The sequence below is a fragment of the Biformimicrobium ophioploci genome (assembly GCF_030270605.1).
GTDB lineage: Bacteria > Pseudomonadota > Gammaproteobacteria > Pseudomonadales > Cellvibrionaceae > Biformimicrobium > Biformimicrobium ophioploci.
Genome location: NZ_BSYJ01000003.1, coordinates 123,257 through 142,693 on the forward strand (window position 1 = coordinate 123,257; position 19,437 = coordinate 142,693).

Consider the following 19,437-nt stretch of genomic DNA (forward strand, 5'->3'; position numbering starts at 1 on the left):
GGGTTCAGGCGTCGCTTGCGTATATTTCCGTATTACTCGTAATGCTACTTTGCGCCAACTGCCTCAAAGGAGTAGAGTTTTTGGGTTGTTTCGGAAATTTTCTTCCTAAAAATAATGCAGTCGAGATATACGGCAGGTGCTGCTGAAAAAACTGTTAAGTGTCTTGAGAATGAAACTGGACGTATACGGAAAAGAAGTTGAGGTGATTCGCTCGGATAGCCGCTGGTGCGTTTATTACCTCGGCGCTGAAGGTAAGAAACGGATTGCTCAAGACTTGAATATACCGTCTGATCTGCCAGAGTCTGAGGTCATGGATTTTCTCGCTGATCTGTGCCATGAGTGGGCTGGTCCCGGACGGGTGGAAGTAATAAGAATCAGATGAGGTCCGTCAAGGTACCGTAGGGCCGCTGTACTTTGGATATTTTCCGGCGGCCTGCCACTTAACAAGCGCGTAAAGGTCGACTCCGTAAGCTTTGCTTCGGTTTTTTGTTGCTCGCCGCGCTCACAAATTAACAAAAACCCGGCGCGTCGCTAGTCGCACCTTACGCGGGCGTTAGGAGGCGGAGAAGACTTGAAGACACTTTTAAGCATCGTCGTTGCGGCAATACTGGTCCGCAACTTGATCATGGCGTGGGCTGCGTACGCCACCCCGGGCTACTCCCTGAGCGGAGACTTCCTGAGCGAGTTGGCTGCGATCGATGCACCGCATCAGTTGCTCGTAACTATCTGGGGCCCAGCGCTCACTGGGGCCGTACTCCTTGCGGCCGGACCGGCTCTCTGGACGCTCTGGCGCCGCACCACGACGGAACTAGCGGGAGCCGCTATGCTGACCATTGCCGGGGTAGCCTATCTGGGAATCGCGTTGGCGCCATGCGACCCGGGGTGCACGACTGCGAACATGGGTCCTCGCATGACAATTCACTTGATTTCGGGTCTGGTTGCGATGGGGGGGCTGCTGTTCGCAGGGCTGGCGATGGCGCTCGGCCGCATTCGAGCACCGGCGGACCGTCGGCTCGGCTGGGCTCTACTAACCACAGCCTGCTTCGGCGTAGCAGCTTTCTTCGTTCTTGCGGTGATGGGGCAGACCCTGCAGTCTCCGGGCCTCGTGCAGCGTACCGCACAATTTGCCGGTGACCTATCCGTCGTGGGGATCGTGGTCGTATCGTGGCGGAAGTTGGTGAGAATGCAAGAAGGTCGGGAACTCAATGAATCCGCATCCTGACAAGGAGTTGCTGCTGTCCGCGTAAGCTATGGGAGATGCTCGTGTCGCTCGCTGGCGGACTCGTTTTCCGCGGTTTCAATTGCGCATGCCTGGCGGCATTGTTGCGCAATCTGGCCGCTACAACCTCGCTCTGTGTTTGAGGCGTTAGGTGAATGCAATGTCACGAAGCATACATGTTACGAAAAAGAAGGCTTTAGCATCGCTTAACGATGGCGATATTGAAGAAGTTAAGCAGTTCAGGCTAAAAAAGATTATTAAATCCGAATATCCAAAGTATCGAAAGTCAAAAGGTAAATGGACTGATAAAAAAGATGTTGCACCTACAAGTGCAAGCTACGAAGGTGCTGTTAAGAAGGTGCTGGATTGACAATATTAGAACTGAGTAAATCACTTAGTATCAACTTTGAACTGCGACAAATGTAGTTACTTCCCCCGGTTTAGTGGACACCTCCACATTACGGCCCCGTTGGGGCCGTTTTCAAAAATGTGTCCGGGTAAATACGATATGGCCTAGCCTAAGACAGGCTGCTGAGTGCTTCTGCTGTAAACGGAGCCAGCTCATTGAGGCGGCCGTCGCGTACCTTGTTGGCCCACTGCGGATCCTGCAGTAGTGCGCGACCAACGCCCACCAGATCAAACTCACCGCTGTTCAGTCGCTCGATGAGGTCGTCAAAGGCGCGGGTTTCCGAAGACTGCCCGGAGAACGAACCAAAGAAGTCGTCATTCAATCCGACCGATCCAACGGTCACTGTCGGTTTGCCTGTGAGTTCTTTGGTCCAGCCTGCCAGGTTCAAATCGGAACCGTCGAACTCCGGCTCCCAGTAGCGGCGGGTGGAGCAGTGGAATATATCGACGCCGGCGTCGGCAAGCGGCGCCAGGAACTCCAGCAGTTGCTGCGGGTTTTGCGCCAGGCGCGCGCTGTAGTCCTGCTGCTTCCACTGGGAGAAGCGGAACATGATCGGAAATTCGGGACTGGTAGCGGCTCGCACTGCCTTGATGATTTCTGCTGCGAAGCGGCCGCGCTTGGCCATGCTGCCACCCCAGGCATCGGTGCGCTGGTTGGTACCCTCCCAGAAAAACTGGTCAATCAGGTAACCGTGTGCCCCGTGGATTTCCACCCCGTCAAAACCGAGCCTTTGCGCATCGGCGGCGGCATCGGCAAATGCCTGGATCACGCGCTCGATATGTTCGGTCGTCATGGGTTCGGCAATTTGTTTGCCCGGTTTCACTAACCCGGACGGGCCGGCGCTGGGGATGTCGGGATTTGCAGCTTTGCGCTGGTCCCGGGCAGTACCCACATGCCAGAGCTGCGGGAATATCTTGCCGCCGGCCGCGTGGACATCGTCCACTACCTTCTTCCAGCCGGCCAGTGCTGCTTCGCCGTGAAACTCCGGTATCTGCTGGCTCATGCTGGCCACAGGATCATTCACCGTGGTGCCTTCGGTAATGATCAGGCCGGTGCCGCCCTCGGCGCGGCGGCGATAGTAATCAGCAACATCCTGCCCGGGTATACCGCCCGGTGAAAATTCACGGGTCATGGGTGCCATGACAATGCGGTTGGGCAGTTCGAGGTTGTGCAGTTTAAAGGGGGTAAACAGAGGGTCTTGTGGCTTTGTCATTTCTTGCGTGAACTCAATTCTCAAGTTTTTGGCGAGCGCTAAGGCCCTGATGGCCGGATAGGTTCTGGCCAATTACACGCATAACATGGGGTTGGGGCGCCACGTTTCAATGTCTTAGGAGGTAGATGAGTGGGGTCAGAGCTTCGGCTCTGACCCCATTTATCACGGCTCTGACCCCATTTATCACGGCTCTGACCCCATTTATCACGGCTCTGACCCCTTTTGTCTGTGTATTTATCCAGTAGAATGTCGGTAATCTCTAACCCAGGTCTTAACCCAGAGCCAGCTCTTGCCCCAAGGATTCCTTCTCACTCGCCACAGCTTTGATCAGCGCGGCAGCACCTGCATCCACTACTGGCTGGCCACGCCGGAGGGCCCGGTCAAGCTGGTCATTGAAGGCGAACGGCCGGTCTTTATGGTGCAAGTGGCGGATCGCGCCGAGGTAACAGAGGCGTTGGCCGGCGTGCCCCACGACTGGCAGCAGCTGGGCTTCCAGACGTTCGGTCGCGAGGAAGCGGCCATGCTGTATTTCCCCACCATCGATGCCCACCGCCACGCCCAGACTCTGTTGCAAGATCGCGACATTGAGGTTTTCGAAGCGGATTTTCGCCTGCACGATCGCTATCTGATGGAGCGCTTTGTCCGCGGTGGCCTGTACTTTGAAGGTGTGGCCCGGTCCAGGGATGGCTATACGGAATATCGCCAGGTGCGCCTGAAAGGCGCCGAGGTGCAGCCAGATTTCAAGGTAGTCTCCCTGGACGTGGAGTGCTCCGGCCAGGGTGCGCTGTATTCCATCGGTCTCTACGGCCATGGGGTGGAAGAGGTCTTGATGGTTGGCACACCGGAGGATGTCGATACCAGCATTCACTGGGTTGAGAACGAAAGGGCTCTGCTGCAGGCGCTGGAAACCAGGATTCAGTCCCTGGATCCGGACATCATCATTGGCTGGGCTGTGGTGGATTTTGATTTCCGGTTGCTGCTAAAGCGGGCGGGGCGTTATGGTCTGCGTCTCAAGCTCGGGCGTGGTGGCACGGAGGCCCGCTGGCGTGATGGCCGCGAAGGTAGCCAGGGGTTTGTGACGCTGCCGGGGCGGGTGGTGCTAGATGGCATCGACGGGCTGAAGAGCGCCACCTACAACTTCGAAAGCTTCAGTCTGGAGTTCGTGGCCCAGACGCTGCTGGGCCGGGGCAAGGACACCGAAGATGTGGACAACCGGCTGGCGGCGATTGAACACGATTTCCGCCATAACAAACCCAAGCTGGCCGCGTACAACCTGGAAGACTGCCGCCTGGTCTGGGACATTTATGAGCACACCCGGCTGCTGGATTACCTGCGCCTGCGGGCACAACTGACGGGCCTGGAGCTGGATCGCAGCGGCGGCTCTGTGGCGGCCTTTACCAACCTCTATCTGCCCAAGCTGCACCGCAGCCACTATGTGGCGCCTAACCTGCCCGCAGATGGTGGCTTGGCCAGCCCCGGCGGTTATGTAATGGATTCCCGCCCCGGCCTGTACGACAACGTGCTGGTGCTGGACTTCAAGAGCCTGTATCCCAGCATTATCCGTACCTTCAAGATTGATCCTATGGGATTGATTGAGGGCCTGGCCGAGGAAGCGGGCGATGACGTTGCCATCCCCGGTTTTCGCGGTGCGCGCTTTTCCCGCGACAGGCATTTCCTGCCGGACATCATTACCAATCTCTGGGCCGAGCGCGACATCGCCAAGCAGGAGCAGGATGCCGCCCGCTCCCAGGCCATCAAGATCATCATGAATTCTTTCTACGGGGTACTGGGCAGTGGTGGCTGCCGTTTTTACGATACGCGCCTGGCCAGCTCCATCACCCTGCGCGGTCACGAGATCATGCAGCAGACCGCGCGCTGGATTGAGGAGATCGGTGAAGAGAATCATCAGGTCATTTACGGCGATACCGACTCCACGTTCGTCTGGTTGCGTGGCCAGCCCAGCCCGGAGGAGGCGGATGCGATCGGCAGGAAGCTTGCCGAGGAGATCAACACGCGCTGGCGTAACAAGCTCAAGGAAGAGTTGCAGTTGGAGTGCGAACTGGAACTGGAATTCGAAACCCACTACCAGCGTTTCTTGATGCCCACCATTCGCGGCTCGGAGGCCGGCTCCAAAAAACGCTATGCGGGTCTTGTTGTTAACGGGGATGAGGAAAAGCTGGTATTCAAGGGCCTGGAAACGGTACGCAGCGACTGGACCGAGCTGGCCAAGCAGTTCCAGACCCGGCTCTACGCCATGGTGTTTCACGGTGAAGACCCCTCCGACTATATTCGCGAGACGGTGGAGAAAACCCGTGCCGGGGACATGGATGAGCATCTGGTGTATCGCAAGCGGCTCAGGCGCAAACTGGAGCAATACGTAAAAAATGTACCGCCGCATGTGCGCGCGGCGCGACTGGCAGATGAAATCCGCCGTCAGCAGGGGCTGTCACCCCGGTACCAGAACAAAGGCTGGATTCGCTACGTGATTACCCTCAGTGGCCCCGAGCCAGTGGACTACCGCCAGTCACCGGTGGATTACCAGCACTATATCGACCGGCAGCTCAAGCCAGTGGCCGATGCCATATTGCCGTTTATCGACCTGGATTTTGACAGCCTGGTGGATGGCCAGCTGGGCCTTTTCGGCGGGGCCGATTGAGCATTTTTTAGAAGCGTAATGACAAGCAGCTTAATCCGCCGTCCAGTTTTTGAAATTCGGACATGGCTACTTCCCGGGTTTTATAGCCAAGTTGCTCAATTTTGTTCAGCGTTTTAGGGAAGCCTTCAGGTACCAGTACAGTGCCATTTATCCAGACGGAATTGGCTGCATAGGCTTCATCTATATCAATTTCAATACGGTTGAATCCTGAAAATTCCGTGTGGCCGTGCATTTCCCCAAAAGTCAGGAGGTTGTTGTTCTCCAGGTAGCTCAATCCCGTTTTCAAGTGGAGCATTTCTGACATTTCCACCATGGAGCCGGTCATGCCATTCTTCTCAAGAATATCGATGAGCTGGGTTGCGCCCTGGATATCGGTACGATCCGAAAGGCCGATATAAAAATGCTCGCCGACCATCATGATATCACCGGCTTCCACATGCCCCGCTGCACTAATCTTTTCCAGATTCGGATAAAATTCCCGAACAGCAGCTGCTATATGCTGGGTCTCGCCCCTGCGACTATCAGCCCCGGGGTTGGTGAGAATTGCCAAATTGGGAGTAAGCAAGGCAACGTCTTCAACAAAACAGGAGTCCGGGTAGGATTCCAGTGCCGGGAGTTCAGTGATTTGCAACCCGCATTCTTTGAGGGCGCTAATGTAGTCTTGATGCTGTTCGCACGCTAAATCATAGTCAGGTAGCCCCAGGCTTGCACTGGTAAGCCCGTTGAGCATTGCTTTGCAGGGTTTTCGGACTATAGCTCTTGTAAACATTTGTTTCCCTAAAATCTTTTTATTGATAAACAACCCATGTTCCAACAAGAGCCAGTACTGTAAATAGTGTGGCGAGTAAGGCAATGGACAACTGGGTAATACTGATTTCCTGGTTCTGCTTATGATCCTGCCATTGCAATTTGATGCTGGCTAACGCTGTTGTAAGGTAGACAATCATTACTGCGAATGTGGCAATTACCAGTAGATATTCATAGCTTTTTATTAGCGAGTCATAGCTGTTAAAAAATAGAAGCATCACGCCCACGGCACTTGAAAATAGCAATGCCCGAACCGGCGCGCCCCGTGAATTCTTCTGGCTGAAAAGCCTGGGGAATATGCCATCTCGGGCTCCAGCGGTCATGATGGTGCCAGTGATCATGATGCAGACATTCAATGTGCCGCTGATGGCGAATAAGGCGCCAATAGTGATAATCATGGCGCCGGAGCTGCCGACGAGTATTTGGGCCGCATCGGCGAATGGAGATGCAGAGTTTTGCAGGTCTGATAAAGGAATAACCGACATCAGACCCAGTGTGGCGATTACATACACTGTAACAGCAGTCAGTGTGCCCAAGATAGAAGCTCTGGGAATGGTTTTTTCCGGCTCTATCGTATCTTCTGATGGCAATGTCGCGGATTCGACTCCAATAAAGGCGAACATCACCAGCAGGCACAATCCTGCAATCATATGAAATAGCGAGTTGCTGCCGGGGTTTATTGCGGGGATCTCTTTTACTTCGCCAAACATGATTCCGGCAAAGCCCAGAAATACCAGTGGCAGTATCTTGACCACGGTGGTTATTAGTTGCACTGAGCTCGCCTCGCGGGCGCCGCGAGCATTGATGGCTGTAAAGAACAAAATAATGACTGCGGAGAACGCGGCACTATAAAAGGTGCTGTCTGAGATAAGTGGAAGGTAAGCCTTGCTGTAACCGGTAAAGGACAATGCAAGAGCCGCAACGGATGCGACTAGCGAAATCCAGTACCCCCAGGCCACAAAACCAGCAAACCGGGTGCCGAAGGCTTCTTGCACATAGAAGTATGGGCCGCCCAAGCCGGGTTTACGGGAAGACAGGTAGCTATAGCTTAAGGCTAAGCAGATCGCGCCAAATCCCGTCACCGCCCAGCCAAGAAAACTGTAACTGCCATAGGGTGCAAGTAGAGCAGGCATGGTCAAAATGCCGGAGCCTATCATCATGCCGGCTACCAACGCCCATGAGCGCCAAATCCCAATGGTTCTTTTCATTTTTTAAATTGTACAGCGGTTGATTTGCGTGCTAAATGGGCGAGCTTAATGGAAGTGGGCGGTTAGTCAAAGCCTTTATATGCCGGTGTATTTACCCTGCGTTTACCGCATTTGCTATCCAGGTGCAGGTCACTACAACTTTAGTTGGACCAGTAAACTGATGTCGGCCGTTGCCGCGACAGGGACTATACGGTAGCTTTCAGGTATTCATGCATATTGAGCACCTGACAATGAGAATAATCACAGCCGTATTCCTGCTTCTGGGCATCCTGATGGCCCCTCTGGTCTCCGTGGCCTCACCGGCACTAGCCAAGCCCGTAGCCGAAACCCAGAACAGCCCCTTTGACAGCCGTCCGATTTCTTTCGCAGTGGTGGATGAAGTGTCCATTGCCTATCAGGACATGGGGCCGCAGGACGGTGAACCTATTTTATTGGTGATGGGCCTTGGGGCGCAGATGCTGCATTGGGGCGACGCCTTTGTGCAGGGCCTCATCGATGAAGGCTATCGCGTGATTGCGTTCGATAATCGCGATGCGGGCCTGTCACAGAAGTTCTATGAAGGCAGCGAGCCTTCTATGATTTGGACCATGCTGCAGTACAAGTTTGGCTGGGAGATCAATTCCGATTACAGCATCGCAGACATGGCCAATGACGCGGTTGGTCTGCTGGATCATTTGCAGGTGGAGAAGGCGCATATCGTCGGTGCCTCCATGGGGGGCATGATTGCCCAGCATGCGGTGTTGGCACACCCAGAGCGTTTTTATAGCCTGGTTTCCATGATGTCCACCACCGGTGCTCCTGACCTGCCCGAGGCGGAGCAGGATGCGCTGCAGGCGTTATTCGGCGCAGGGCTGCCCGAGAATACTCGTGAGGAGGTTGTTTACCGCGGTGTGCATGCGGTGAAGGTGATAGGCTCAAAGAAGTATTTCGATGAGGCTCAGGCTCGCAGCCTGGTCGAGCGACAGATCAACCGCGGTCGCTACAAGGCCGGCAAGTTGCGCCAGATGCAAGCGGTATTTGCAGACGGCGATCGCACAGAGCGTCTCAAGGCCGTTAAGGTACCGACCCTGGTTCTGCATGGTGCTGAGGACCCGTTGGTACCGCCCGCACACGGCAAGGCGACCGCGGATGCGATTCCGGGAGCGGAATATATGGAGATTGCCGATATGGGGCACAACCTGGAGCCGGAAGTGGCCCGGTCACTGATTGCCGGTATGGTGCCGTTCTTGCAGCAGGCCAGCCCCGCAGGTGCTGGTGTTGTGGATGCTGGCGAGCCTATGGATACCGAAGAGATGCAGGAAGTAGTGGAGCAGTAATTTTAAAGGCCGCAACTTACCCAAAGAAAACCCCGGCATGCCGGGGTTTTCTTTTAAGCGGGTATCTAGATCGCGCGGGTGCTGTGCTCAAGCCACGCGCGGGTCTTGTCGCTCACCAGCGGTGTCAGGGTGTCGCGCACCAGTGCGTGGTAGTTATTGAGCCATTCCGTCTCCTGCTCGGTGAGCAGGGATGGCTCTACCAGACTCAGGTCGATCGGTACCAGGGTCAGGTCCTCGAATTCCAGGAAGCCCTCGAAGCGCTCACTCTTTTTCACAAACACCAGGTTCTCGATACGGATGCCGTATTCGCCGGTGAGGTAGAAGCCCGGTTCGTTTGACAGGATCATGCCCTCGCGCAGGGCGACGCCGCTGGCGGCCTTGCCGATACGCTGCGGACCTTCGTGTACGCTGAGGAAGCTGCCCACGCCGTGGCCGGTGCCGTGCGCATAATCCAGGCCCGCATCCCACAATGATTTGCGCGCGAAAGCATCGATATGTTCGCCGTTGGTGCCTTCCGGGAAGCGCAGTGTGCCGAGCGCAATATGGCCCTTGAGCACGCGGGTGAAATGTTCCTTCGCGGAGGCTGGTACTTCGCCCATGGCCAGCGTGCGGGTCACGTCGGTGGTGCCGTCCGGGTACTGGCCGCCGGAGTCGATCAGGTAGATACCCTTCGGCTCCATGGTGAGGCTGGATTCCTCGGAAACCCGGTAGTGGCAGTGGGCGCCGTTGGGGCCGTAGCCGGAAATGGAATCGAAGCTGTCATCGGAGAAACCGTCGGTGGCCTCGCGTTTGGCGCGCAGCAGGTGCACCGCCTGCATTTCGCCGAACGTGTTGCCGTCGATGTGCTGCGGCAGGTCGGCCAGGAATTCACACACGGCCACGCCGTCGCGGATATGCGCAGTGCGGGCACCGTCCAGTTCGACCGGGTTCTTGCAGGCCTTGGTCAGTACCACCGGATCTGCGGCGCGTACCACGCTCATGCCCTGTGCCTCGATCTGCTGCAGGGACCACAGGTTGGACAGCAGCGGGTCGCACTGCACCGCTTTCACGCCGCGCTCTTTCGCGTGGGCGAACAGGGCCTGCTTGTCGTGCAGCAGGGTGACGCCTTCGCCCAGATGATCGCGCAGGGCCGCATCGGCGGCGCTCTTATGCAGGTACAGCGCCGCACTGCCATCGGCATAGAGTATGCCCATGGACAGGGCCACCGGCAGGTGCGGAATATCATTGCCGCGGAAATTGAACAGCCACGCGCATACTTCCGGATTGGGCAGCAGCAGGGCCCCGGCCCTGTTTTCTGCAAGGCCCGCGCCGATACGCTGGCGCTTGCTGGTGGATTCCTCACCGGTGTACTGCAGCGGGTGCGGTACGGCCAGGCCACTCGGGGTGGCGGGGCGATCCTGCCAGATGGCATCGATGGGGTTGCTGTCCAGCGCCACCAGCTCGATGCCGCCCTTGGCACAGCTTTCGCGCAGCAGCTTGAGACCCGGTTCGGTGTGCAGTTTCGGGTCGTAGCCCAGCTTGTCGCCCTCGCCCAGAGTGGCGATGGCCCAGGCGGCGATATCCGCCGGGGTCAGGGACTGCTGGCTGATCTGCTGCTCGCCGATCTGGTCGGCGGCCTGCAGGGTGTAGCGGCCGTCCACGAACAGGGCGGCGGCCTTGCCCGTAACCATGGCGAGGCCAGCGGAGCCGGTAAAGTCCGTAAGCCAGGCCAGGCGCTCGTCGGCGGCCGGCACATATTCGTTCTGGTATTCGTCACAGCGCGGCACCAGGAAGCCCTGGACCTCTTGGGTGGCTAGCTGGTCGCGCAGTTGCTCGAGTCGGATCTGGCTCATGGGAATCCTCGAATGCGTGGTATTGCGGCGCAGTGTATCGCATCGCGCGCCGCATTTGGTACGGGCTCTGGGCGCACGGGCACAGGCCAATGCGGCCGTGTCCGTGTATAATCCGCAGCCAATTTTTTCCGCGAGTTTGCACAGACAGTAGCCATGGCTCAAACAGACGTTATCGAGGGCGTGGACGGGCGCCGTACCTTCGCCATTATTTCCCATCCGGATGCCGGTAAAACCACCATCACCGAGAAGGTGCTGCTGTTCGGAAACGCCATCCAGATGGCGGGTTCCGTCAAAGGCAAGAAGGGCCCGCACGCCAAATCCGACTGGATGACCATGGAGCAGGAGCGGGGCATTTCCGTGACCTCGTCCGTGATGCAGTTTCCCTATGGCGGCCGCACCGTCAACCTGCTGGACACGCCTGGTCACGAGGACTTCTCCGAGGATACCTACCGCGTACTGACCGCGGTGGACTCCGCGCTGATGGTGATCGACGGCGCCAAGGGTGTGGAGGACCGCACCATCAAGCTGATGAACGTGTGTCGCCTGCGCGATACCCCGATCCTGTCGTTTATCAACAAGCTTGACCGCGACATCCGTGACCCGATTGAGGTGATGGACGAGATCGAGGAGGTACTGGACATCAAGGCCGCGCCGATCAACTGGCCGCTGTCCTCCGGCAAGACGTTCAAGGGTGTGTACAACCTGTATACCGACACCATTCACGTGTTCCAGCAGGGTATGGGTCACACCATCCCGGACGATATCCAGATCAAGGGCCTGGATTCGGACGAGGCCAGCGAGCTGCTGGGCGTGGATGCCGATGATATTCGCGAGGAAATCGAGCTGGTGCGCGGCGCCACCCATGAATTCGATCTGGAGGAGTACAAGGCGGGCAAGCTGACCCCGGTATTCTTCGGCACGGCGTTGGGTAACTTCGGTGTACGCGAGATGCTGGACGGCTTTGTGGAGTGGGCACCGGCACCGCAGCTGCGTGCCACCTCGACCCGCGAAGTGCAACCGACCGAAGAAAAATTCAGCGGCTTCGTGTTCAAGATCCAGGCGAACATGGATCCCAAGCACCGTGACCGCATTGCGTTTATGCGTGTCTGCTCCGGCACCTACAAGCGCGGCATGAAGATGAAGCATGTGCGCCTGGGCAAGGACGTGAAAATCGCCGATGCGGTGACCTTCATGGCCGGCGACCGTACTCATGTGGAGGAAGCGGTTGCCGGGGATATCATCGGCCTGCACAACCACGGCACTATTCAAATTGGTGATACCTTCACCGAGGGCGAGGCACTCAAGTTCACCGGTATTCCGAACTTTGCGCCGGAACTGTTCCGCCGTATCCGCCTCAAAGACCCACTCAAGCTGAAGCAGCTGCAGAAAGGCCTGCAGCAGCTGTCCGAAGAAGGCTCCACCCAGGTATTCTTCCCGCTCGATACCAATGACATCATTGTTGGTGCCGTGGGGGTGCTCCAGTTCGAGGTGGTGGCCTACCGCCTCAAGGACGAATATAAGGTGGAGGCGATCTACGAGAACGTCAACGTCAACACCGCGCGCTGGGCAGAGTGCGATGACGCGAAAAAACTGGACGAGTTCCGGCGCAAGGCCAGCATTAACCTGGCTCTGGACGGCAGCGGCCACCTGACTTACCTGGCGCCGACCCGGGTCAACCTGAGCCTGACCGAGGAGCGTTATCCGGACATCCAGTTCCGCGCCACCCGGGAACACTGACCGGTTGGTGACAGGCATAACAAAATAGTAATCTAGGGTATTGGCGCGGGAAGCGCCTTTCTGACCATCTTCAGGGGAGGGCTCATGGCCACCATTCCTTCAAATATCCCGCCGGAAGTGCCGCGGATGAATAGTCGCCTGGCGGGCTGGATCGGGCTGGTTTTGACCAAGTTGTTGCGCTTCCGCTTCGAGGGCGAGTTCCCCAAGGAGAAAAAGGTCATGGTGGCGCTGGCACCGCACACCTCGCTGTGGGACTTTATCGTTTCCATGCCGTTGCTGATGGCGATGCGCCTGAAGATTCACTACCTGATGAAGAAGGAGGCGTTCTTCTTCCCGTTCAAGCGTCTGTTTATGGCGCTCGGCGGTATCCCTACCGACCGCAGCGCGCCGGGCGGACTGGCAAAACAGGTGGCCAACCTGTACCGCGACAACGAGCAGATGTGGATTGCGATCGCCCCGGAAGGCACCCGTCGCAAGGTGACCAAGTGGAAGAACGGTTTCCTGCGCATCGCCTATGCCGCAAAAGTGCCGATCGTGCTGATCGCCTGGGACTTCCCCAGCCGTCGCGCGGTGATCGATTCCACCTACTATCCTACCGGTGACCTTGAGGTCGATATGCGCGAGATCCAGCGCCGCTACGCCAAATATCGGGGGCGCAACCCGGAAAAGCAGGGTTACCTGCCGGGCGTGGAGTCTGAAGAAGGCGCTAGCAGTAAATAGCAGCGGTCAATAAGCGCTGGAATATTGCCAATCCGTGCGCTATTTTGGCCGCGACGTTTCGGGTTCAGGGATCGACCCGGGCGATATGTATGAGAGAAGCAAGATTTAACGATGCCTGAGGTCTGTCATGGGTAATGTAGTCCCGGTGATCCCGGAGAAATGGCCCAAAATGGGTAACGCTTTCACGCGCTGGATTGGTCGCACCATCCTGCGTATCTTCGGCTGGCGGGTCATTGGCACGCCGCCGGACCGCGCCAAGTTTGTCGCGGCCGGTGCGCCGCACACCTCGAACTGGGATTTCGTCTTCGGCATGTCCGCCCTGCTGGGCATGGGTGTGAAGATGAACTGGATGGGCAAGCACACCATCTTCAAGCGCCCGTTCCGCAAATTATTGATCCGTATGGGTGGCATTCCCGTCAACCGCAAAGCTGCCAAGGGTGTGGTGGACGAGGCCGTCTCCCAGATCCGCAACAGCGGCCGCAAGATCATTGCACTGGCACCGGAAGGTACCCGTTCACGGGTGGAAAACTGGAAGGTGGGCTTCCTGCGGATTGCGCACAAGGCCCAGGTACCCATCCTGCCGATCGGCATTGATTACAAGACCCGCACCATCCGCCTGGGTGAACTCTTCTATACCAGCGGTGACTTTGAGGAAGATATGGCCAGGATGAAGGCCCACTTCCAGCAGTACACCGGCAAGTTCCCGGCGCTCGCGGGTTAATGGCCGGTTAAAACCAGATTAGTGGTATCTCAGCTCGGTGGTCTTGCCGCGAAACACGTAATAGGAAAATGCCGTGTAGGCAAGAATCACCGGCACTACCAGCACCGCTCCCACCAGAATAAAGCGCAGTGACTCAGGCGCACTGGCTGCCTCCCAGATGTCCATCCGCCCCGGTACGATCTCCGGAAAAAAGCTGAATGCCAGCCCGGTAAAGCACAGGGCAAAGATCAGCGCGGTTACGAAAAAGGGCCGCGCCACGTGTCGGCTGTCGCCATGGAGCTGGCGCCTCAGGGTCATGTCGTTCCAGATAAATGCGGCAAAACACAGTGCCGGAATCAGCAGTACAAACATCACCAGCGGATATTCAAACCAGCGCGCAAATACCCCCGGGTTCACCAGCGGGTTGATCACTGAAACCGCCACCACCCCGGCAAAGCAGATTCGGCCACAACGGCGCGCCCAGTGCAGTGCGCGCTGGCGCAGCGCGCCTTCGGTCTTGAGTGCCAGCCAGGTGGCGCCAATGTAGCTGTAGGCAGCGGTGACACCCAGGGCGGACACCGCCGCGAACAGCATCGCCTGCCAACCCGTATCAAATCCCATGACATACTGGCCCAGCATAAAGCCCTGACTCAGGCTGGTGAGCAGTGAGCCGGCCTTGAAAGTGCGGTCCCAGGCGAGCTTCTGGCTGACCGCAGCCTTGGCCCGGAAATCAAAGGCAACGCCGCGCAGAATGAGTCCGATCAGCATAATCGCGATCGGAATATAGAGGTGATACATGACCACGCTGTGGGCGTGAGGGAAAGCGATCAGCAGCAGGCCGATGGCCAGTACCAGCCAGGTTTCATTGGCGTCCCAGAACGGGCCGATGGACGCAATCATGGTATCGCGCTGGCTTTCCGAGCTGGTTTCCCCGGCATCGAATGGCAGCAGAATGCCCACACCCAGGTCGAAGCCGTCGAGAACGGCATAGATCAGCACGGCAAGGCCCATCAGCGCGATAAAAATCACCGGCAGCCAGTGGTCGTCCATCATGTGCTGCTCCCCCGGGCTGTCTTGTCCACGTTGGGCAAGCTGCCTTCGAGTGTTGGTGGCTCCGTTTCGAACTCTTCCACTTCTACGGATTTTTTCGCCATGACGCGCAGTGTCTGGATATAGGCGAGCAACAGCACCACATAAACCAGCAGGTACAGTGACAGCGACAGGGCGACGTTACCGGGGGCGAGGTCGGTGACGGCCTCGTCGCGGGTCAGCAGGCCGTGCACCAGCCACGGTTGTCGGCCGATCTCCGCAACATACCAGCCGGACAGGGTGGCCACCCAGCCGATAAAAGTACAGGCGACCAGCACGCGCAGGAATCCCGTGGATAGCGGTTGCTTACGCCAGGTGCGGTAACTGGCTATCCAGGCAACGGCGATCATCAGAAGGCCGCAGGCCACCATCACGCGGAAGCTCCAGAATACCGGCCCCACCGGCGCGTGTTCACCCTTGAATTCATTGAGGCCCTTCACCTCACCATCGGGGTCGTGGGTCAGGATCAGGCTCGCGAGCCTCGGGATGCCAATCTCAAAGTGGTTGGTCCTGTTCTCGGAGTCCGGAATGGCGAACAGCAGCAGCGGCACGCCTTTCTGTGTTTCCCAGACTCCCTCAATGGCAGCGATCTTGGCGGGCTGGTACTTGACCGTGTCCAGGCCGTGCAGGTCGCCGACCAGCACCTGCAGCGGCGCCAGCACTGCGGCCACCAGCATGGCGGTTTTCAGGGCCAGCCTTGGCGCACGCTTGCTGTCGCCGTGGAGCATACGGTAGGCAGAGATGCCGGCTATAAAGAAGGCCGCGGTAAGCCCGGACGCCAGCAACACGTGAATCAGCCGGTAGGTGAAGGAGGGGTTGAAGATGATTTCCATCCAGCTCACCGGAAAGGCGATGCCGTCCCGCAGTTCGTGGCCCGCGGGGGTTTGCATCCAGGAATTCAGCGCAATAATCCAGAAAGTCGAAAGCGAGGTACCGATTGCCACCAGCAGGGTCGATAGGGTGTGCACTTTCTGCGGGACCCGGTTGATCCCAAACAGCATGATGCCGAGGAAGGTTGCCTCGAGGAAAAACGCGGTCAAAACCTCGTAGCCGAGCAGCGGGCCGGCAATGTTGCCTACCTTCTCCATATAACCGGGCCAGTTGGTGCCGAACTGGAAGGACATGGTGATGCCGCTCACCACACCCAGTGCGAAAGTGAGGGCGAATACCTTTACCCAGAAACGATAGGCGCGCATCCACACCGGGTTTCCGCTCAGGTCAAAGCGCAGTTTGAAATAAAACAGGAACCAGCCCAGTGCGATAGTGATTGCCGGGAACAGGATATGGAAACTGATATTCGCCGCGAACTGGATTCTCGAAAGCAGTAGTGTATCCAGCACGATAAATTATCCGGGGCGTGTCATTGTGCGTTGATAAAGTAGGGCAAGGCTCTGAACAGTGTTGTTTCCGGCTGCGACAGTGTCCAATCAATTGGATGAAATTGGGGGCGTATTTGCGTGTAAAGCGGCATAATGTGTTCCTTTAATCCTTCGAAAACCCTCAGAGAGTAGTGGCGGTAATATGTCACCGGAACAGCAGGAAACGGCACAGCAGCCAAGCGCAAGTGATATGGCATTGCGCGATGAGCCTGTAGGGCGGCTGTTCTGGCGCTACGCGTTGCCAACTGTGTCGGCGATGCTGGTTACCGGTATCTATGGCGCCATCGACGGTATTTTTGTCGGCCAGGTAATCGGTGCCGATGGTATGGCCGGTGTCATGCTCGGCTACGCCATCGGCGGCATTGTGTACGCAATCGGTGCCGGAATCGGCATGGGTGCCGCGGCACTGGTTGCCATCGCTCTCGGGCGCGGCGATGTGGCCAGTGCGCGTCGTCTGGTGGGTGCCAGTCTGACGATGTGCATTCTGGCGGCGGTATTGCTGATATTCCCCGGCCTGTCACTGGCGAATTCGCTGCTGTACTGGCTGGGTGCATCGGAGCGCGCCACGCAGCTGGCGGCAGATTACCTGCTCTGGTATTTCCTGCTCGGATTTTTCCCGATCATCGCCATGGCGTTTTCGGCATTGATGCGGAACGACGGGCACCCCAGGCAGGTAACGCTCTATATGGTGATCGGCGGCTTGCTCAACATCCTGCTTGATTACCTGTTGATTGTGGTGGTGCCGCTGGAGCTGCACGGTGCCTCCATCGCCACCATGTTGTCGCAGCTGGTAACCGGTGGCCTGTGCCTGCTGCATTTCTTCGGCCGCAATACCCGACTGCGGATAAGCTGGGATACGTTGCGCCTGCGCTGGAAGGATTGCCGGGATATCATGCGTACGGGTTTATCCAGCTTCCTGATGTACCTGTACCTTTCCGTGGTGCTCACCATGCACAACAAGGCCCTGTTGTGGGTCGGGCAAACCATTCACGTCGCTGCCTACGGTATCCTCAGCTACATCGAGTCGTTTTTTTACCTGGTGTTCGAGGGCGTCGCGCTCGCGATACAGCCGATCACCAGCTTCAATTTCGGCGCCGGCAAGTGGGAGCGGGTCAAGCAGGCGCGCAATTACGCCTTCCTGGCTGCGTTTGTACCGGGGGTGATTGGCCTGGTGCTGTTATTCATCTGGCCGGATATCGCAATCCGCGCATTTATTGCGGACGACCCGGAGGTAATCCGCTACACCCGTGATGCCACCTATCTGTATTTCTGGGTGCTGCCGGCGCAGGGTTTGCTGCTGGTCGGTGCCATCTATTTCCAGTCCATCAAGATGGCCAACGAAGCTGCCATGCTGGTGGGCGGCAAGCTTGTGCTGGTTGGTATTGCCCTTGTGATACTGGCGAAGTACTTCGGTGTTGACGGGGTCTGGGTGACCTTGCCACTGGTCAGTTGGTGCCTGGTGGTATGGATGTGGGTCATCATGCGCAGGGCGGATGCCCGGCGTGAGGGGGCAGTATGACGGACGGGGAGGCGGTGGTTACCCGCACGCCAAGGCTGCGCCTGCGTCGCCTCCGCTACGGCGATGCGGCGTTTATTGTGGCTGTGCTCAATACTCCGGGGTTTTTGCGTTTTGTCGGGGATCGCAAGATCCGGACAGAGGCGGATGCCCGCTGCTATCTCGACGAGGGCCCCCTGAAAATGTACCGCGAGCGGGGCTTCGGACTGTGGCTGGTGGAACGCAGCTCGGATGGGGTGGCACTCGGCCTGTGCGGCCTGATCAAGCGCGATTCCCTCGAGGATGTGGATATTGGTTATGGCTTCCTGCCCGAGCATGAGGGGCAGGGCTATGCCCTCGAGGCGGCCCGGACGGTGGTTGCACATGCAGAGGCTGTCGTGGGGCTCGATCGCCTGGTGGCGATTTGTGACCCGCAAAATGCGGCCTCCATCCGTCTGCTGGAAAAGCTGGGCATGGAAATCGAGGGGCAGATCAGCGCGGAGGAGGATGGCAAGGCGCTGCACCTGTTCAGTATCGATCTGGCATCGCCGGGAGCAAACATTGCCTGAGCTGGAACTGGGAATTCAGCTGCTGCTGGTGGCGGCGGGGTTTATTGCGGGCTTTGTCAGCTCAATCGCTGGTGCCGGTGGCATGATCGCCCTCCCGGCGCTGCTCTGGGCCGGGGTGCCGCCACTGGAGGCGCTGGGAACCAACAAGTTCCAGAGTGTGTTCGGTACCCTGTCTTCCACCATCAATTTTTTCAGTAAGGGCCACCTGCAGTTGCGCTGGTTACTGCCCGGTATCTGTGCAGCGATCCTCGGTTCCGTAGTGGGGGTGTGGCTGGTGCAGCGACTCGATGCGGATTTTCTGTCGTGGCTGCTGCCGGTCTTGCTGATCGTTATCTCCCTGTATTTCCTGATGTCGCCGCGAGTCAGTGACCTCGACAGTCGTGCGCGTATGGGCAGGTTGCCGTTCAACCTGCTAGTGGGTGGCGGCCTTGGTTTTTACGGTGGTTTCTTCGGGCCCGGTATGGGTTCCTTCTTTGCGCTGGCATTCGTGGCGCTGCTGGGGTTCAACATGCGCGCCGCAACGGCGCACACCAAGCCGCTGGTACTCGCCACCAATACCACGGCCATGCTGATCTTTGTCGCAGGCGGGCATATTGTCTGGAGCCTGGCGCTGGGAATGTCGGTGGCGCAGGCGCTGGGCGCCCGGCTGGGTTCCAATATGGTGATTACCCGTGGCGCGGCGCTGGTGAAACCGGTGCTGGTGGGCGCGAGCCTGTTGATCGCCATTCGCCTGTTGCTGGAGCAGGGGGGATTGTTGTGAACCTGCTGGTAACCATACTGCTGTCGATTGTGATGTTTGTTGTTGTGATCTGGGGGCTGGCCAACATGAAAACGCCGCGTTACCGTATGACGCGGCAGCTGTTTGTGTCGTTGCTGGAAAAGGTCATCACCGGCCAGGGGAGTGACAACGACTGGGACCTGCTGAGCGGCTATGTGATCTATCACGATGAACAACTGGAGCAGGCGCGTCGCCGCTGCCTGCAAATTGAACAAGACCATTACACTGGCAAGCCGCCCTATCTGTTTACCGAGGACGGAATTGCCGAATTGAAGGCAGTGCGCGAGATGCTGCTCGAACAAGAGTAACA

General features: G+C 57.8%; 18 protein-coding genes. 12 read left to right on the plus strand and 6 right to left on the minus strand.

What is annotated here, in order from left to right; genetic code table 11:
• The first annotated feature begins 169 nt into the window (after positions 1-169).
• The 3 genes from QSJ80_RS15650 to QSJ80_RS07275 all read left to right on the plus strand — a co-directional run bounded on the left by QSJ80_RS15650 (position 170) and on the right by QSJ80_RS07275 (position 1,589).
• On the plus strand, positions 170-382 hold the full coding sequence (locus tag QSJ80_RS15650) for a DUF7661 family protein (protein ID WP_434219174.1): 213 nt from the start codon (positions 170-172) through the stop codon (positions 380-382).
• Between the two features lie 189 nt (positions 383-571).
• On the plus strand, positions 572-1,222 hold the full coding sequence (locus tag QSJ80_RS07270; protein WP_285763767.1) for a DUF998 domain-containing protein: 651 nt from the start codon (positions 572-574) through the stop codon (positions 1,220-1,222).
• A 157-nt stretch (positions 1,223-1,379) separates the two neighbouring features.
• A complete protein-coding gene (locus QSJ80_RS07275) occupies positions 1,380-1,589 on the plus strand; it encodes a hypothetical protein (protein ID WP_285763768.1) in 210 nt (69 codons plus the stop codon).
• A gap of 148 nt (positions 1,590-1,737) precedes the next feature.
• Here QSJ80_RS07275 and QSJ80_RS07280 read toward each other — a convergent pair whose 3' ends face one another.
• Entirely contained in the window at positions 1,738-2,841 is a 1,104-nt protein-coding gene (locus QSJ80_RS07280; RefSeq protein WP_285763769.1) for an NADH:flavin oxidoreductase, read from the minus strand.
• A 289-nt stretch (positions 2,842-3,130) separates the two neighbouring features.
• On the opposite strand from QSJ80_RS07280, the gene QSJ80_RS07285 reads away from it, so the two are divergent.
• Positions 3,131-5,497: a DNA polymerase II gene (locus QSJ80_RS07285; RefSeq protein ID WP_285763770.1), complete on the plus strand. Its 2,367-nt coding sequence runs from the start codon at positions 3,131-3,133 to the stop codon at positions 5,495-5,497.
• 7 nt (positions 5,498-5,504) lie between these two features.
• On the opposite strand, the gene QSJ80_RS07290 is transcribed toward QSJ80_RS07285, so the two are convergent.
• Both QSJ80_RS07290 and QSJ80_RS07295 read right to left on the minus strand, forming a co-directional pair.
• Positions 5,505-6,299 carry a dimethylarginine dimethylaminohydrolase family protein gene (locus QSJ80_RS07290; protein ID WP_285763771.1) on the minus strand — a complete coding sequence of 265 codons (795 nt, stop codon included), beginning with the start codon at positions 6,297-6,299 and terminating at the stop codon, positions 5,505-5,507.
• Positions 6,286-7,512, minus strand: a complete 1,227-nt coding sequence (locus tag QSJ80_RS07295; protein WP_285763772.1) for an APC family permease — start codon at positions 7,510-7,512, stop codon at positions 6,286-6,288. The genes QSJ80_RS07290 and QSJ80_RS07295 overlap by 14 nt, the downstream gene beginning before the upstream one ends.
• Positions 7,513-7,742: 230 nt before the next feature.
• Here QSJ80_RS07295 and QSJ80_RS07300 point away from each other — a divergent pair, with 230 nt between their 5' ends.
• On the plus strand, positions 7,743-8,828 hold the full coding sequence (locus QSJ80_RS07300) for an alpha/beta fold hydrolase (protein ID WP_285763773.1): 1,086 nt from the start codon (positions 7,743-7,745) through the stop codon (positions 8,826-8,828).
• A 65-nt stretch (positions 8,829-8,893) separates the two neighbouring features.
• On the opposite strand, the gene QSJ80_RS07305 is transcribed toward QSJ80_RS07300, so the two are convergent.
• Complete coding sequence (locus QSJ80_RS07305) at positions 8,894-10,660, minus strand: aminopeptidase P family protein (protein ID WP_285763774.1); 1,767 nt, start codon at positions 10,658-10,660, stop codon at positions 8,894-8,896.
• 153 nt (positions 10,661-10,813) lie between these two features.
• On the opposite strand from QSJ80_RS07305, the gene QSJ80_RS07310 reads away from it, so the two are divergent.
• The 3 genes from QSJ80_RS07310 (at position 10,814) to QSJ80_RS07320 (ending at position 13,838) form a co-directional block, all read left to right on the plus strand.
• Complete coding sequence (locus tag QSJ80_RS07310; RefSeq protein ID WP_285763775.1) at positions 10,814-12,397, plus strand: peptide chain release factor 3; 1,584 nt, start codon at positions 10,814-10,816, stop codon at positions 12,395-12,397.
• Between the two features lie 84 nt (positions 12,398-12,481).
• Entirely contained in the window at positions 12,482-13,117 is a 636-nt protein-coding gene (locus tag QSJ80_RS07315; protein WP_285763776.1) for a 1-acyl-sn-glycerol-3-phosphate acyltransferase, read from the plus strand.
• Positions 13,118-13,244: 127 nt separating this feature from the next.
• Positions 13,245-13,838 carry a 1-acyl-sn-glycerol-3-phosphate acyltransferase gene (locus QSJ80_RS07320; protein ID WP_285763777.1) on the plus strand — a complete coding sequence of 198 codons (594 nt, stop codon included), beginning with the start codon at positions 13,245-13,247 and terminating at the stop codon, positions 13,836-13,838.
• A gap of 18 nt (positions 13,839-13,856) precedes the next feature.
• Here QSJ80_RS07320 and QSJ80_RS07325 read toward each other — a convergent pair whose 3' ends face one another.
• Positions 13,857-14,870: a cytochrome d ubiquinol oxidase subunit II gene (locus QSJ80_RS07325; RefSeq protein WP_285763778.1), complete on the minus strand. Its 1,014-nt coding sequence runs from the start codon at positions 14,868-14,870 to the stop codon at positions 13,857-13,859.
• Positions 14,867-16,246, minus strand: a complete 1,380-nt coding sequence (locus QSJ80_RS07330; RefSeq protein ID WP_285763779.1) for a cytochrome ubiquinol oxidase subunit I — start codon at positions 16,244-16,246, stop codon at positions 14,867-14,869. The genes QSJ80_RS07325 and QSJ80_RS07330 overlap by 4 nt, the downstream gene beginning before the upstream one ends.
• A gap of 181 nt (positions 16,247-16,427) precedes the next feature.
• On the opposite strand from QSJ80_RS07330, the gene QSJ80_RS07335 reads away from it, so the two are divergent.
• The 4 genes from QSJ80_RS07335 to QSJ80_RS07350 are packed head-to-tail and all read left to right on the plus strand — an operon-like array spanning position 16,428 to position 19,435.
• On the plus strand, positions 16,428-17,804 hold the full coding sequence (locus QSJ80_RS07335; protein ID WP_285763780.1) for an MATE family efflux transporter: 1,377 nt from the start codon (positions 16,428-16,430) through the stop codon (positions 17,802-17,804).
• Positions 17,801-18,349 (plus strand): GNAT family N-acetyltransferase, encoded by a 549-nt coding sequence (locus tag QSJ80_RS07340; RefSeq protein WP_285763781.1) that lies wholly within the window; start codon positions 17,801-17,803, stop codon positions 18,347-18,349. The genes QSJ80_RS07335 and QSJ80_RS07340 overlap by 4 nt, the downstream gene beginning before the upstream one ends.
• Entirely contained in the window at positions 18,342-19,109 is a 768-nt protein-coding gene (locus QSJ80_RS07345) for a TSUP family transporter (protein WP_285763782.1), read from the plus strand. The genes QSJ80_RS07340 and QSJ80_RS07345 overlap by 8 nt, the downstream gene beginning before the upstream one ends.
• Positions 19,106-19,435, plus strand: coding sequence for a hypothetical protein (locus tag QSJ80_RS07350; protein ID WP_285763783.1), 330 nt, complete (start codon positions 19,106-19,108; stop codon positions 19,433-19,435). The genes QSJ80_RS07345 and QSJ80_RS07350 overlap by 4 nt, the downstream gene beginning before the upstream one ends.
• Positions 19,436-19,437: the final 2 nt, after the last annotated feature.

Bases quoted from the DNA above. Each gene is read 5' to 3' on its own strand.
- QSJ80_RS07315 (WP_285763776.1), top strand. From the start codon at position 12,482: ATGGCCACCATTCCTTCAAATATCCCGCCGGAAGTGCCGCGGATGAAT.
- QSJ80_RS07280 (WP_285763769.1), bottom strand. From the start codon at position 2,841: ATGACAAAGCCACAAGACCCTCTGTTTACCCCCTTTAAACTGCACAAC.
- QSJ80_RS07300 (WP_285763773.1), top strand. From the start codon at position 7,743: ATGAGAATAATCACAGCCGTATTCCTGCTTCTGGGCATCCTGATGGCC.
- QSJ80_RS07320 (WP_285763777.1), top strand. From the start codon at position 13,245: ATGGGTAATGTAGTCCCGGTGATCCCGGAGAAATGGCCCAAAATGGGT.
- QSJ80_RS07305 (WP_285763774.1), bottom strand. From the start codon at position 10,660: ATGAGCCAGATCCGACTCGAGCAACTGCGCGACCAGCTAGCCACCCAA.
- QSJ80_RS07340 (WP_285763781.1), top strand. From the start codon at position 17,801: ATGACGGACGGGGAGGCGGTGGTTACCCGCACGCCAAGGCTGCGCCTG.
- QSJ80_RS07310 (WP_285763775.1), top strand. From the start codon at position 10,814: ATGGCTCAAACAGACGTTATCGAGGGCGTGGACGGGCGCCGTACCTTC.
- QSJ80_RS07325 (WP_285763778.1), bottom strand. From the start codon at position 14,870: ATGATGGACGACCACTGGCTGCCGGTGATTTTTATCGCGCTGATGGGC.
- QSJ80_RS15650 (WP_434219174.1), top strand. From the start codon at position 170: ATGAAACTGGACGTATACGGAAAAGAAGTTGAGGTGATTCGCTCGGAT.
- QSJ80_RS07295 (WP_285763772.1), bottom strand. From the start codon at position 7,512: ATGAAAAGAACCATTGGGATTTGGCGCTCATGGGCGTTGGTAGCCGGC.
- QSJ80_RS07335 (WP_285763780.1), top strand. From the start codon at position 16,428: ATGTCACCGGAACAGCAGGAAACGGCACAGCAGCCAAGCGCAAGTGAT.
- QSJ80_RS07275 (WP_285763768.1), top strand. From the start codon at position 1,380: ATGTCACGAAGCATACATGTTACGAAAAAGAAGGCTTTAGCATCGCTT.